General features: G+C 64.8%; 10 protein-coding genes. 3 read left to right on the forward strand and 7 right to left on the reverse strand.

The features are described from left to right. Window positions 1-22: 22 nt before the first annotated feature. The 3 genes from AWB68_RS29055 (at window position 23) to AWB68_RS29065 (ending at window position 3,386) form a co-directional block, all read left to right on the forward strand. Entirely contained in the window at window positions 23-1,207 is a 1,185-nt protein-coding gene (locus AWB68_RS29055) for an MFS transporter (protein WP_268810946.1), read from the forward strand. A gap of 203 nt (window positions 1,208-1,410) precedes the next feature. Continuing rightward, window positions 1,411-2,250, forward strand: coding sequence for an aldo/keto reductase (locus AWB68_RS29060; protein ID WP_235028554.1), 840 nt, complete (start codon window positions 1,411-1,413; stop codon window positions 2,248-2,250). Between the two features lie 26 nt (window positions 2,251-2,276). Further along, entirely contained in the window at window positions 2,277-3,386 is a 1,110-nt protein-coding gene (locus tag AWB68_RS29065) for an alkene reductase (protein ID WP_087647785.1), read from the forward strand. Between the two features lie 378 nt (window positions 3,387-3,764). Here AWB68_RS29065 and AWB68_RS29070 read toward each other — a convergent pair whose 3' ends face one another. From AWB68_RS29070 to tkt, 7 genes are all read right to left on the reverse strand, one after another. Further along, window positions 3,765-4,424 (reverse strand): hypothetical protein, encoded by a 660-nt coding sequence (locus AWB68_RS29070; RefSeq protein ID WP_125483074.1) that lies wholly within the window; start codon window positions 4,422-4,424, stop codon window positions 3,765-3,767. Window positions 4,425-4,807: 383 nt separating this feature from the next. Further along, entirely contained in the window at window positions 4,808-5,461 is a 654-nt protein-coding gene (locus AWB68_RS29075) for a hypothetical protein (RefSeq protein WP_087647777.1), read from the reverse strand. Continuing rightward, window positions 5,461-7,152, reverse strand: a complete 1,692-nt coding sequence (locus AWB68_RS29080) for an AMP-binding protein (protein ID WP_200828824.1) — start codon at window positions 7,150-7,152, stop codon at window positions 5,461-5,463. The genes AWB68_RS29075 and AWB68_RS29080 overlap by 1 nt, the downstream gene beginning before the upstream one ends. 13 nt (window positions 7,153-7,165) lie before the next feature. Next, a complete protein-coding gene (locus AWB68_RS29085; protein ID WP_125483075.1) occupies window positions 7,166-7,579 on the reverse strand; it encodes a COG4315 family predicted lipoprotein in 414 nt (137 codons plus the stop codon). A gap of 249 nt (window positions 7,580-7,828) precedes the next feature. Continuing rightward, complete coding sequence (locus AWB68_RS51145) at window positions 7,829-9,664, reverse strand: sigma 54-interacting transcriptional regulator (RefSeq protein ID WP_235028555.1); 1,836 nt, start codon at window positions 9,662-9,664, stop codon at window positions 7,829-7,831. A gap of 8 nt (window positions 9,665-9,672) precedes the next feature. Then, a complete protein-coding gene (locus AWB68_RS29095; RefSeq protein WP_160110086.1) occupies window positions 9,673-12,813 on the reverse strand; it encodes a PAS domain S-box protein in 3,141 nt (1,046 codons plus the stop codon). A gap of 246 nt (window positions 12,814-13,059) precedes the next feature. Beyond that, a complete protein-coding gene (tkt, locus tag AWB68_RS29100; protein WP_087647780.1) occupies window positions 13,060-15,063 on the reverse strand; it encodes a transketolase in 2,004 nt (667 codons plus the stop codon). Window positions 15,064-15,227: the final 164 nt, after the last annotated feature.

Genomic DNA, 15,227 nt, shown 5'->3' on the forward strand with positions numbered 1-15,227 from the left:
CCAATCCACGTCCCTCGCGCCGTTGTACTGGCTGGCGCTGGGAACGTTCGCCGTCGGCACCGAGAGCTTCATGATTGCCGGCCTGCTGCCCGACATCGCCACGGACCTGCAGACCAGCATTGTCGCCACGGGCCAGCTAGTCACGGTGTTTGCGCTGGCCTACGCACTCAGTTCGCCGATCCTGACCGCCCTGACCGGCTCGTTTCATCGGCGCACGCTGATGATCGTGTCGCTGTCGGCCTTCGCGGCGGCGAACGTCATTGCCTGGGCCGCCCAGAACTATTGGGAGCTGATGGCGGCCCGCATCCTGTTGGCCGCGGCCGCCGGCCTCTATGTGCCCGGCGCAAACGCACTGGCCGGCGCCATTGCCGGTCCGGAGCGGCGCGGCACGGCGCTGGCCATCGTCAACGGCGGCATCACGATCGCGGTGGCCTTTGGCGTGCCCCTGGGCGCATTGATCGGCGACCGGCTCGGCTGGCGCATGACCTTCGCGGGTGTCGCCGCCCTGTCCGCTGTCGCCACGGCCGGCTTGCTGTTCGGCCTGCCGCGCACCATCGGCGCAGGATTGCCGACCGCCACGCTGCGCGAGCGTATCCAAGTCGCACGGCGGCCGGTCATCCTGATGACCTTGCTCGTCACCACGCTGTGGGCCATGGGCGCCTATGCGATCTATACGTACCTCGCGCTGTTCATCGCCAGGACCACGCCGTTGCATGGCGCGCAGATCGGCTATGTGCTCTTCACCTGGGGCGTCGCGGCAGCCATCGGCGTGTTCATCGGCGGCAAGGCGGTGGATCGTCTCGGCCCCGGCCGCGTGATCGTCCCGTGCCTGAGCGTGTCGATCGTCGCGTTCTCGCTGATGTCGGCGAGCGCGCACTGGCTGCCGGTCACGTTGGCGCTGGTGCCGATCCTGATCGGCGTGGTGGCCTGGGGCGTGGCTCACTGGTCCTTCTACCCCGCGCAGCAAGCAGGGCTGATCAATCTCGCCGGCCTGCGAGGCACGCCCATCGCCCTGTCACTGAACGCTTCGTTCATGTATCTCGGCTTTTCGCTCGGCGCCGCGCTGGGTTCGCTGACCTTGAGTTTCACCTCGGTGAGCGACCTTGGCTGGACCGCCGCCGCGTGCGAAGTCGCGGCGCTCGTCCTGACAGCCAGCATCGGCAAGCATCGGGTAAGGTCGCAAGAAGCGGCGGTCACGGCCGCATGAGGTATTGAACCGCGGCAGACGTTTGCCGCGGTTCATAGGGCGCTCATCGGCGACATCGTCAAGCCGGGAGAACGTCGTTTACACGCGTTGGATGCCCATGACGAAAGCGCTGGTGCCGGAACGGCCTGCTTCCTCCCGTCCCGGCAGCCCCGCCTCACACAAGGAGTAAGGACGACATGACTATCCCCAACCGTACTTTCACAATGGGCGGCGACACGGAAATCCGGCGGCTCGGATTCGGCGCGATGCGAATCACCGGCCCGGGTATCTGGGGCGCCCCCACCGATCGGGCCGAAGCCCTTCGCGTCCTGCGCCGCCTTCCCGAACTCGACGTGAATTTCATCGACACAGCCGACTCGTATGGGCCGAACGTGTCGGAAGAATTGATCCGCGAGGCGCTGCACCCCTATGGCGCCGGCATGCTCATCGCGACCAAGGCGGGACTGGCTCGCTCGGGCCCCGACCGGTGGACACCGCAGGGCCGGCCGGAGTACCTGATCGAGCAAGCCCATGGCAGCTTGCAGCGGCTTGGCATCGAACAAATCGGGCTGTGGCAACTGCATCGCATCGACCCGACGGTGGCGCGCGATGAGCAGTTCGGCGCCGTGCGCCATTTGATCGACAGCGGCGTGGTCCGCCATGCCGGCCTGAGCGAAGTCTCGGTGGCCGACATCAAGGCCGCGTCGAAATACTTCAAGGTCGCGACGGTGCAGAACCGCTTCAACCTGGGCGACCGGGGAAGCGAAGACGTACTCGACTATTGCACCGCCCATGGCATCGGCTTCATCCCCTGGTACCCGCTGGCTGCCGGCGAGCTGACCCGTCCCGGTTCGCTTCTCGACACCATCGCGCGCGACCATCAGGCGAGCGTCGGGCAGATCGCCCTCGCGTGGCTCTTGCAGCGCAGCCCGGTGATCCTGCCGATCCCGGGCACGTCACGCGTTGCGCATCTGGAAGAGAACGTGGCGGCCGCCGCGATCGCCTTGTCCGACCGCGAATTCTGCCAACTGGATCGCGCCACCGCCCAACGGCAGCAGAGCTAATGCATTCGAGACTCAAAGGATTGACGATGACCCAACTCTTTTCACCGCTTCAACTCGGCCCTTACACGTTGAAGCACCGCGTGGTGCATGCGCCGACCACGCGCCTTCGCGCCAACAGCGATGACAGTCCCAGCGAGATCATGCTGGAGTACTACAGGCAGCGCGCTTCCGCAGGTGGCCTGATCATCACCGAATCGACGCATGTGTCCTACGACAGCCGTGGCTACCTCGGTGCGCCCGGGATTTACGAGGACGCGCACATTCCGGGCTGGAAGAAGATCGCGGATGCTGTCCACGCGAAGGGCGGGCGCATTTTCATGCAGTTGGGGCACGACGGACGCCAGTCGCACGTCGACCTGACGGGCGGCGCGGCGCCGATCGCGCCGTCGGAGGTGCCGTTCGAAGGCGAGGCGTTGACGCACAAGGGCTGGGTGCCGGTTTCGATGCACCGCGCAATCGATATCGCTGAAATCCAGACTGTGATCGAGTACTACCGCAAGAGCGCCGAGCGCGCGCTGGCTGCCGGGCTGGATGGGGTTGAACTGCACTCGGCCAATGGCTACCTGGCGGACACGTTCCTGCAAGACGGCACGAACAAGCGTACGGATGCCTATGGCGGCAGCATCGAAAAACGCGCGCGCTTTCTGATCGAGGTGGTTACGGCGCTGGTGTCGGTGTGGGGGGCGAACCGTGTCGGCGTGCGGTTGTCGCCGAGTGGACAGTGGGGTTCGATTTCCGACTCGAATCCCGAAGCGACTTTTACCTATGCAGCAGGGGAATTGAACAGGTTTGGGCTGGCGTATCTGCATGTTATCGAGCCGCGTGTCAAAGGCATCGAAACGCTGGATGAAAATCAGCAGCCGGTGGCGTCTGCTCTGCTGCGTGGGGTTTTCGATGGGCCGATCATTGCCGCAGGTGGTTTCAATGGCGATAGCGCGGAGGAAATCCTGCGGAAGGGCGATGCCGATCTGGTCGCGTTTGGACGGTTCTTTGCTTCTAATCCGGATTTGCCGCGGCGGTTGCGGCACAGGTTTCCGTTGGCTCATTATGATCGGTCGAAATTCTGGGGTGGGACGGATGTGGGGTACACCGATTATCCGAGTTACCGGGAGCAGGAAAGCCGGCGGTGTGCTTGATGGTTGCGATGGGCGTTTGTGATTCAGAGAATCATTAACTCGCTTTTGCGTGGAGTTCGGAAAAGATGAACCATCGTTGCGGCAGGTGATGAGGCGAATGAGAACGCATTCCAGCGCGACCCGTGAAAAATCGACCGCAAGCCCTCCATATTTCCGCGAAGAAGCAGGATGCCCACAAGTCGATAACTGAACCGTCGGCGGTGGTTGGAACTGCTTCAGACACCAGTTGTTCGTCGGCCCGTGGGCCTTTGATCGCCCAGTGTATCGCCTATAGGCGGCGCGCCGCCACGCTGATCTTAATCGGAATGCGTGGATTTCCTGACCGCCGTTTTCGGAGAACCAACAAAAGTCCCGAAAGGTGCGTTCGCTAGTACCGCGTCAAAGTGGCGCACCAAGCGCTTTGGCTAACCTTATGATTTCAGCGACATCATCATCTCGCAACTTATCTATCAAAGCGATTTTGCTGCCCAAGCCGTTCAGTGATGTCCCCATGACGATACCCGTATTTTTGTCAGGATCAATCCAATATCTGTCGTGAAATTCCTCAGTTACGAATTCTTTGATCGTAGCGCCGGCGCGTAAGGCTTTAACTGCCGCATGCATCTCGACGCCAGTTTCGTTCTTTCTTCCATTAGTTACGAAAACAATTTCTTCCAAAACGCTCGAAAAACCAAAGAGGAGACTCTTGAATATGGCTGGCACATCGACGGTCTTTGACTTCCTATAAAAATAGGGATCAATAATAACAATCCTTTTCGCACCATCGAGGTGTGAAAGAAATTTAGCAATAACTTTTTCTATCTCATTAATTTTCATGGAGGGGGATGTGACATCCTCCACGGCAGTGGAAAAATGATACAGAGAAAAAAGCCCATGTTGAGCTATGTACTCAAGAAATTCATTTCTGAAATAGAGTACGGGCACCGGCAATTGACGAAAGTCGAATTTTTCAAGAAGGCCGGATTTATGGAGGAGGTCAGAAAATTCGACTAATGACGTTTTGTTTTTCGGTTCAATTTCGTAGATTTCGCCTGACACTGGTATCTCCGTTTGGTCGTAGGTTTAGGTATGCCCGAGGCTTGTGGTACAGGCACATTAAATGTGCCGCATAGTACCAATACTTGTTGAGTTGGTCCGGCGCCAAACTGACCGGAATGTCAACGATAGTCACATTCCAAGCGAAACCTGAATAAAACGATCGCCGCACACTGCCCACGACAGTCCGGATGGTGTCGTTGCGACGACTTCTATGGGTCTCGAAAGCGCGCACCGCCTGCAGTGAGCCCTGACATACGCGGCTATCAGCGTGGGAATGCCAGCAAAGCGACCTACAGCCGACTCCATGCTCATTACCTGAAAACCGGAAGCACGACCACTCCCCCCCAAGCCCACCGACCCATCACTGCATAAACACCCGCCAATCACCCCACCAACCCCTGCTCCGGAAACAAATGACAAAAAAACCGCCTGGTACCCGGCGTCAGGTTCCGCCCACGCGGTTGCAAAAGATCGGACTCTTCCACAAGCACCTTCGCATAGACAGCCTCATAAACCCGCTTCACCACGCCAGGCTCGACCATCTCGCGATCGTATCCCGGCGCGATCCCGATGAGCCGCCACCCCAGCGACTCGAACGCGAGCTGCACATGCGGAATCTTCAGCGTAGCCATCCCGTAGACCATCCCCATATCCATCCGCCGCGCAAGACACTCCGCCAGCGCGATGCACGACTGTCCCAACCGCGCCCCCCGATGCTGCGGCGCGATCACGGCAAGGCGTGCATAAAGCGCGAGCGTGTCATGATCGCGCTCGCATGAAAACAGGCCCGCGAGTTCCTCGCCCCGCCTGATCAGCACGACGAACACGTCCTTTTCCACCTCGCCCGCAAGCGCCACGTGCCGCGCGAGATAGTCCTCCCGCAGATAACAGCTCGCGCCGCCGACACTGATGTCCGGATACCACGCGGCGACCGACCCGACTACCCCCGCGATCTCCGCGCGCCCGAGCCATTGAAACCGATAACCGGCCGGTAGTGCCACCTCGGCGGTCATCTCATCGACGCTCATCCACTTCATCACGCTGGCTCTTCCTGTTGCAGATCGAGTTCATCGGCCATTTGCCGGCGCAGTGCAAACTTCTGGATCTTGCCTGTCACGGTCATCGGGAAGCTGTCGACGAATCTCACATAGCGCGGCACCTTGAAGCGCGCGATACGGCCGCGGCAAAACTCGCGGAACTCTTCGGCGCTGGCTTCCATCCCGGCACGCAGCACGATACACGCGCACAGCTCCTCGCCGTACTTCGGATCGGGAACACCGACGCACTGCACGTCCCTGACCTTCGGATGCCGGAACAAGAACTCCTCCACTTCGCGCGGATAGATGTTCTCCCCGCCGCGAATGACCATGTCCTTCGACCGGCCGACGATCCGGCAGTAGCCCTCCTCGTCGAGGATGGCGAGGTCTCCGGTATGCATCCAGCCGTCCGCATCGATCGCTTCGGCGGTCTTTCTTTCATCGTCCCAATAGCCTTGCATCACCGAGTAGCCGCGCGTCAGCAACTCGCCCGTTTCGCCACGATTCACCGTCCGGCCGAGTTCGTCGACGATCCTGACCTCCACGTGCGGCTGCACGCGTCCCACCGTCGAAATGCGCCGCTCCGGCGGATCGTCGACGGAACTCTGGAACGAGATCGGCGCCGTCTCGGTCATCCCGTACGCGATCGTCACCTGCCGCATGTTCATCCGGTCAATGACCCGCTTCATGACTTCCACCGGGCACGGCGACCCGGCCATGATGCCGGTGCGCAGGCTCGACAGGTCGTAGTCCCCGAACGCCGGATGATCGAGCGCTGCGATGAACATCGTGGGCACGCCGTGCAGCGCCGTGCATTTTTCGGCCTGTATCGTCTGCAGGACCGCTTCGGCATCGAAGCCCTCGCCGGGAAAGACCATCGTCGCGCCGTGCGTCACGCAGGCGAGATTGCCCAGCACCATGCCGAAGCAGTGATAGAGCGGCACGGGAATGCACAGGCGGTCGGCCTCGGTCAGCTTCATCGCCTCGCCGACGAAAAAGCCGTTGTTCAGAAGGTTGCGATGCGTGAGCGTCGCTCCCTTGGGCGCGCCCGTCGTGCCGGATGTGAACTGGACATTCACCGCGTCGTCGGCGCTCAGCATCATGCCGAGCACGTCGAGTTCGTGGAGTTCGCGCTCGGTGGCGGGCGTCGTGAGATCGTCGAAGTTCAGCATGCCGTCGCTCGGCGAAGGCCCCAGGCGAATCACCAGTTCGAGCGCCGGCAGGCGTACCGACAGCAGCTTGCCCGGCGCGCAAAACGCGAGTTCGGGCGCAACGTCGCGCAGGATCGCGAGGTAATCGGCGTCCCTGAAGCCCGGCGCCAGGATCAGCGCGCGGCACGCCACTTTGTTGAGGGCGTGTTCGAGTTCCTCCTGGCGGTAAGCCGGGTTGACATTGACGAGGATCAGCCCCGCCTTCGCCGTGGCGAACTGCGTGAGGACCCACTCGGCGCAGTTCTGCGCCCAGATGCCGATGCGCTCTCCCGGCGCGAGACCGAGACGGTTCAGACCAGCGGCCAGGTTGTCCACGCGCTGCGCGAACTCGCGATACGTCCAGCGAACGCCCTGATGCGCGACGACCAACGCGTCGCGCTCCGCGTGCCGCCGCGCGATCGCATCGAAAAAGGCGCCGATCGTCTCGTCGATCAGAAGCACATCCGCCGCGCCATGTACGTGGCTCTGGTTCATTTGCATTGCTGCTCCGCGTTCAGAAGTCGTCGGTGACTTGCGAATAAGCCGCACCCGGATTCGCGTGCGCCGCTGGCCGGATCGGGTCCCAGATACTGCCGACGTCGTCGCCGCTCAGTTCATGGGTGACGTCGCCCTGTTTGCGTTCGCTCGCATCGAATTGAACCGGGCGGCCATCGTAGGCCACCTGCGTCACGCCGTCGTCATTGACGATGGCGCCGATGCCCTCGTCCATCGGCATCGCAATGGCGGACCCTCGCGGCCACGCTGTTTCGCACGCACTGCGGCATTGGCCGGTGTGGCTTGCGGGGGCGTCATTGCGGTACACGTAGGCGGCCACGCCGTCGATCGCCGACACCACGTCGGCGCCCGGCGCGGCGCCCATCAGACTCAGTCCCAGGGCTGCCGCGCCGATAAACATTGATTTGCTCATCACACACTCTCTCGAATCGGATTCACGATGGACGCAAGCGGCACCCGAGACCCGACAGCGCGTTTTGCGAGCGCCCTCTGATGCGAAAGACGTGCCAGGTGGGCTCACGAGAGCGGCATGCATCGCCGCCGGCCTTGCGGCGCAAGGCTCCGCGACGATCCGATGCGGCGCGCCGTCGCGGCGGCCAGGCTCACGCGGGGCCGTGCATTCACGGCGAGCTTCGGGAGATTCCCGAAATATCGGGAACGTTCAGGGGGTCTTGCGATTGATGGCCAGGCGCTTCATGCGGGATTCGAGCGTGGTGGGCTTGAGCCCCAGGCGCTCGGCGGCACCCGACTTGCCGCTCACGCGCCAGCCGGTTTCCTCGAGCACCCTGAGGATATGCAGGCGCTCCGCTTCCTCCAGCGTCAGCGGACTGCTGTCGGCGCGTCCGGCTTCCGCTGTCGTCGGCGTCGTCGGCGTCGGCGGTGACATCGGCACGGCGGCAGCGGCCGCATCCCTGAACCAGTCGCCGAGCGCCAGTTGCGTGCCTTGCGTCAGGATCACCGCGCGCTCGATCACGTGCTGGAGTTCGCGCACGTTGCCGGGCCACCGGTAGCCTTCGAGCACGGCCAGTTGCCCCTCGGACATCGCGTCGATGTGCTTCCCGTACTTCGCCCCGAAGCGCCGCACGAAGTGCGCGGCGAGCGCGGCGATGTCGGCGCGACGCTCGCGCAGCGGCGGCAGCGCGACCGGAAAGACGTTCAGGCGATAGTAGAGGTCGGCGCGAAAACGCCCGGCCGCAGCTTCGTCGGCGAGACTCCGGTTGGTCGCCGCGACGATGCGCACATCCACCTTCTGCGTGCGCGTGCCGCCGAGCCGCTCGAACTCGCCGTCCTGCAGCACGCGCAGCAGCTTCGCCTGGAGGTCGAGGGCGAGTTCGCCGATCTCGTCGAGGAACAGCGTGCCGCCATCGGCGAGTTCGAAGCGCCCGGCCTTGCGCGCCAGCGCGCCCGTGAACGCGCCCTTCTCGTGTCCGAACAACTCGCTCTCGATGAGACTCGCCGGCAGTGCCGCGCAATTCAGCTTCACGAGCTGCCGGCTCGCGCGCGGACTCATGCGATGGATCGCGTGGGCGATCAGTTCCTTGCCCGTGCCGGTCTCGCCGCTCACGAGCACCGATGCATCCGTGCAGGCAACCTGGCGCACCTGCTCCATGACGTGGCGCAATCCTTCGGGGCCGATGAGTTCCTCGTCGGCCTGCGCTTCACGCAGCTCTTCCCGCAGGCAGCGGTTCAGTCCGCGCAACTGCCCGACCTCCGCCTCCGCTCTCCTGCGCTCCTCGATGTCCCGCAGGATCAGCGTGTAGATCGCCTTCCCTGAGGCGTCCGCCCATGAGAGGGTCGCTTCGATCGCGAATGCGTCGCCATCGGCGCGCACGGCGCTGTACCCCTCGGGCACCCACACCGGTGCTTGCGGGCGTTGTCCGCGCATGTAGTCGCCGAGCAGCCGGCACAGCGGCTCCGAAAGGAACCGGTTGCATGGCTTGCCGAGGGCTTCGCCCGCCACGCCGCGGAACACGCGCTCGGCCGCCCGATTGAACAACGTGACGCAGCCGGCTTCGTCGAGCGCGATGATGGCGTCCATCGCCGATTCGATGATGCGCGAGAGCCGTTGCTCGCTTTCCGCGAGCCGCGCCGCGAGCCGCCTGAGTTCGAGATGCGTGCCGACGCGCGCCAGCACTTCCTCGTGCTGGAACGGCTTCGTGATGTAGTCGACGGCACCGAGTTCGAGGCCCCTCACCTTGTCGACGGTGTCGGTCAGGGCGCTCATGAAAATCACCGGTATGTCGCGGGTCGCGGGGTTCGCCTTGAGACGCGCGCAAGTCGCGAAGCCGTCGAGCCCGGGCATCATCACGTCGAGCAGGATCAGGTCGGGCGCGGCGTACTCGATCGCCTCCAGCGCGCTCTCGCCGTCCTCTGCGACCGATACCGAGCAACCGTTGGCGCTCAGCAGGTCGAGCAGGATCGACAGGTTGGCCGGAATGTCCTCGACCACGAGGACCAGCGGCTGCGGGTCCGCTGCCGAGGACATGGTGCGGTTCATGGCCCGGTTCATGGCTCGGTTCGCGGCTCGTCCGCGAGACGCTTGAGCCAGCGGCGCAGTTCCTTCATCCGATAAGCTTCCCCGAGCTCGCGCAGGTGAGCGGCGAACGGCGCGTGCGCACGGTCGCGCTCGGCCAGCGCGTTCGTTTCGTGCAGCAACTGCCTGACGTCGCCACGCGACGCGAGATCGAGCAGGCGTCGCAGGTCCGCGGAAGGCGGCGCGGCGATCAGCGCGGCGCGCTCCGGCGGGGGGTTCGCGCCGTCGCTGGCGGCATACAGCACCGTGAGTCCGAGACGTCCGCACAGCAGCTCGATCAGCTTCTCCTGACGAAACGGCTTGGGGACGAATTCGTCGGCGCCGGACTCGATGCAGCGCGCGCGATTGTGCTCGAACGCGCTGGCGGAAATCGCGAAGATGACCGTGCCCGAAAGCGCCGGCAGCGCGCGAATGCGGCGGGTTGCCGCCAGCCCGTCGAGGCGCGGCATGCGCATGTCCATCAGGATCGCGTCGGGCACGAGGCGCATGGCCGCGTCGATGGCGGCTTCGCCGTCGGGCGCCTCGTGCACGTCGAAGCCGAGCGGCGCGAGCAGGTCGCGAAGCAGGCTCCGGCCTTCCGCTTCGTCGTCGACCACGAGGACGCGCCGGCGCTCGCCCGCGATGCCGGTCGCGATCCGGGTCGCGTCCACCGGCGCCTCTGCCTCGACCGGTGGCAGGTCCAATTCGAACCAGAAGCGGCTGCCCTCGCGCGGCGTGCTCGCGACCTGGAGCACGCCGCCCATCAGGTTCACGAGCCGCTTGCTGATCGCAAGTCCAAGCCCGGTTCCGTCGATCACCGTGGCAGGGTCGCGCACCTGATGAAACACGTCGAATATTTCGGACAGATGCTCGGGACGAATGCCAATCCCGGTGTCCTCGACGAGAAAGCACAGGCGCCCTTCGTTCAGCCCCGTCTTCAGGACGACGCCGCCCTGCTGCGTGTACTTGATCGCGTTGTCGAGGAGATTCGTGAGCACCTGCCGCAAGCGGCGCTCGTCGCCACGGATCACCCGCGGAATGTCCGACCACTGCGCCGTGGTGAACGAGAGGCCCTTTGCCTGCGCGCGGCTTTTCACCATCCCGGCGATGCTCGCGAGCAGGCGGTGCAGATCGAAGTTGTCCGCGACGACATCCAGCGTGCCGGCCTCGATCTTCGCCATGTCGAGGATTTCGTCGATGAGTCCCAGCAGATGTTCGCCCGACTGCTGGACCACGGTGAGCGCCTTGCATTGCCGTTCGTTGAGTTCGGCTTCGCGCCGCAGGAGCTGCGCATAACCGAGCACGCTGTTGAGCGGCGTGCGCAACTCATGACTCATGTTGGCGAGGAATTCGGACTTCGCGCGGTTCGCGGCCTCTGCCGCCTCCTTCGCGCAGTTCAGCTCGGACTGCGCGCGCTTTCGCTCGGTGATGTCCCGCACCGTGGCGGTCACGAGTTGCGGGCCGCCGGCCACCGGCGTCACCGAAATCTCGACGGGAAACTCCGTCCCGTCCGAACGCAGGGCCGGCACCTCGATGCGCCTGCCCAGCAACGGTCCAACGCCTGTGGCGAGATAGCGCGCGAGTCCACGGCGGTGCGCATCGCGCAAGGTCGGCGGGATGATGAGGGCGGCGAGTTCGCGTCCGATCACGTCGTCGCGCCGGTATCCGAAGGTGCGCTCGGACGCCGGGTTGAATTCGATGACGCGCCCGTCGGGATCGATGCTGATGATGCAGTCCATCGACGCATCGAGGATGCCGCGCAAGCGGGCTTCGCTCTCGCGGCGGGCCGCTTCGGCGCGCTTCCGCTCGCTGATGTCGATGACACTGCCGCGCACCAGCCGGCGCGCCGCATCGGGCAGGCGCACGAGCCTGACCTCGCAGGGAAAGAGCGCGCCGGCCAAGTCGACATGCCACCATTCGAACACCGGCGCGCCGCCGTCGAGCGCTTCCTCCACCTTTTCCAGCGCCGCCTCGGCCGACAGGCGTCCATCGGGTTGCCGCTCCGGACTCAGCTCGACAGGACCGATAGAGAGGAGCGCGTCCCGATCGCGGCCATAGAGCCGCGCGGCCTGCTCGTTCGCCTCGACGAAGCGCAGCGTATCGACGTCGAGCAGCGTGATCGCGTCGGGCGAATACGCGAGCATCGTGGAGAGGCGCTGTTCGCTCGCGCGAAGCGCCTGCTCGGTGCGCATGCGCTCGCTGATGTCGATGACGCTGCCGCGCACCAGCCTGCGGGTCGCGTGCGGCAGGCGCACGAGGCGGATCTCGCACGGCACGAGCGCGCCCGATGCGTTGAGATGCATCCATTCGAAGACGGGCGTGCCGCCGTCGAGCGCGCGGTCGATCATCTCGCTGCGCGCCTCGCTCGAAATGCGGCCATCGGGCTGGCGCTCCGGGCTGAGTTCCACCGGGTCGACCGAGAGCAGCGCTTCGCAGTTCCGGCCAAAGAGGCGCGCGGCCTGTTCGTTGGCCTGCACGTAGCGGTCGGAGTCGGCATCGAAAACGAGAATGGCATCGGGCGCATAGGCGACGAGCGTCGCGAGCCGTTGCTCGCTCTCGCGCAGCGCCTCCTCGGCGCGCCTGCGATCGTCGCGCTCGACGGCCAGCGCGATCAGGTTGGCGAGCGCGATGCCGAACAGGCGGTCTTCGGGCGTCCAAGGTGTGGGCGGCCCGACCTGCTCATGGCACAACACGCCGTCGATCCGGCCATTCAGATAGACCGGTGTATCCAGCATCGCGGTCACGCCGAGCGGCGTGAGATAGCTGGTCGAGAATTCACGGGTTCGCGGGTCGGCATGCGCGTCGTCGGCGACGATGGCGTCGCTGGTCGCCAGTGCCTGAAAGTAGGCCGGAAATAGCTCGGCCTGCAATTGCGCACCGGCGCTGTGCCGGTCGACGCTTGCCTCGTAGAGATCGAGGCAGTGGATCGCCGAGCGCGCCTTCGTGTAGCGCCAGAGGCTGACGCGCTCGACACACATCAACTCGGCGGCCGTCTCCATGATGTACTGGATCGTCTGCTCGAGATTGTCGTTCTGGTAGACGTCGATGCGGGTGAGCGCGGCGAGCGCGGCCTGCCGTTCGAGCAGGCGCTCACGTTTTGAACGCAGCGCGGAGAGTGGCCCTGGAGTCGTCACCGTCGTTCCTCTGAGGCTTTGGACAACGCACCATGGATGACGGGCTCGCTTTGCCGACGCTTCAAGACCGCCCGGGCCGGGACTGCGCCGGGCGGCGCACGACGATGCTGTCAAACGCGGTTCCGCTGCTACTCTACACCGCTGATAACAGTTTGACATGTGGCTGTGGACGTATCGAAAGCCAGGCGGCGTGCGTTTCGCAGCAAGCGCCTACTACATGCACGCCACGACCCGGAGCGCCAGCGCTCACCCTTTGTCCGATGCGAGATGGCGCTTCGCCTCGGCGGCGATATGCGCGGGCGTGATGCCAAAATGTTCATAGAGCGCCTCGGCGGGCCCCGACGCGCCAAAGCCCGGCATCCCGACGAACCCGCCGCGCTCGCCGAGATAGCGGTCCCAGCCGAAGCGCACGGCCGCCTCCACCGCGACGCGCACCGTGCCCGCGCCAAGCACGGACATGCGGTACGCAGCGTCCTGTTCGTCGAAGATTTCGCAGCACGGCATCGATACGACGGCGGTCGGGATGCCTTCTTCCTGCAGGCGCGTACGCGCCGCGAGTGCGAGCGCGACTTCCGATCCGGTCGCGATCAGCGTGACGCGGCGCCGGTCGCCATTGGCTTCCGCGAGCACATAGGCGCCCCGCTGCGAGAGGTTGCCGTCCGCGTGCGTCGTGCGCACCGTGGGCAGCGCCTGGCGCGCGAAGACGAGCGTGCTGGGACCGCTTCGATGTTCCAGCGCGAGCGTCCAGCATTCGGCGGCTTCGACGGCATCGGCGGGACGGAACACGCGCATGTTCGGCATCGCGCGCAGCGACGCGAGGATCTCGACCGGCTGATGCGTCGGCCCGTTCCTGCCGACGCCGATCGAATCGTGGCTGAACACGAATTTCACCGGCAGGCCCATCAGCGCGGCCATGCGCATCGCGGGCCGCTCGTAGTCGGAGAACGCGAGATAGGTAACGGCGAGCGCGATCACGCCGCCGTGCGCCGCCATGCCGTTCGCCATCGCGCCCATCAGATGCTCGCGCACGCCGCAATGCACGTAGGCGCCGCCGCGCTCGCTCGCGGTGAACGCCTGCAGGCTGCGCTTATGGCCGGTCGGCGCTTCGAGATCCGCGCAGCCGACCATGCGTTCCGGCAGGTACGGCACGAGCAGATCGTTGATTTCGCCGGAGATCGTGATGCCGGCCTGCGCCTCACCCGACTCCGCCGCTTCGACCGCGCGCCGCCGATAGGCGTCCAGCACGTCACGCCAGCCGTCGGGCAGACGGCCCGCCTGAATGCGCTCGAATTCGGCGCGCGCCCCGGCCGGCAGCGCGGCCACGCGTTCCTGCCACGCGCGGTACTCGCCTTCGTTGCGCCGTCCCGCGCCGCGCCATTCATCGAGCACGTCGGCGGGCACTTCGAACGGCGCGTGCGGCCAGCCGAGCGCGGTGCGCGCGGCGTCGGCGTCCGCATCGAAGAGCTTGCCGCTATGGCCGCCGCGCTGCCCCTGCAACCGGGCGATGCCGCGCGCGATCACGGTGCGGCACGCGATCATCGAAGGGCGCGGGTCACGGCGCGCGATCACGAGCGCCGCCGATACCGCTTCGAGATCGTGGCCGTCCACTTCGATCACATGCCAGCCCGCGACGCGAAAGCGCGCGCTCACGTCCTCCGAGATCGAGAGCGACGTGCTGCCGTCGTCGGTGATCTGGTTGTCGTCCCAGCAGAGGATCAGCTTGCCGAGTTGCAGATGCCCCGCGAGCGAGATCATCTCCTGGCCGATGCCTTCCTGCAGGCAGCCATCGCCGACGAACGCGTACGTGTAGTGATCGACGATGCCATCGCCGAAGCGCGCGTTCTGACAGGCCTCCGCCACCGCCATGCCGAATGCGTTGGCGATGCCCTGCCCGAGCGGTCCCGTCGTCACTTCGATGCCGAGTGCCGGATCGAACTCGGGATGACCCGCGCAGTGCGAACCCATCTCGCGGAACGACTTGAGCGCATCGAGCCCGAAGTGCGGGTAGCCGGTCAGGTACAGCAACGCATACAACAGCATCGAGCCGTGACCGTTCGACAGGACGAAGCGGTCGCGGTCGGGCCATTGCGGATCGGCGGGATTGAACTTCAGATGGCGCGTGAACAGCGCCGTCGCGATTTCGGCCATGCCGAGCGGCACGCCCTGATGGCCTTCGCCGGCGCGCACGATGGCGTCGATGGCGAGGAAGCGGATGGCATCGGCGAGCGGCCGGGCCTTGTGAATTGACATGACGCATCGCTCCTTTGGGGTGGGGGGGGTGTTGGGGGTTTACACCGTCTGATGTTTCTGCGCTTCTATGGAACTTGCTTTGTTTTTGGTTTATTTGCTCTGCCCCTGTCCGGGGCGGGACTCACTTTCTTTGCTGCTGCAAAGAAAGTAAGCAAAGAAAGCAG

Source organism: Caballeronia choica (assembly GCF_001544535.1).
Lineage (GTDB): Bacteria > Pseudomonadota > Gammaproteobacteria > Burkholderiales > Burkholderiaceae > Caballeronia > Caballeronia choica.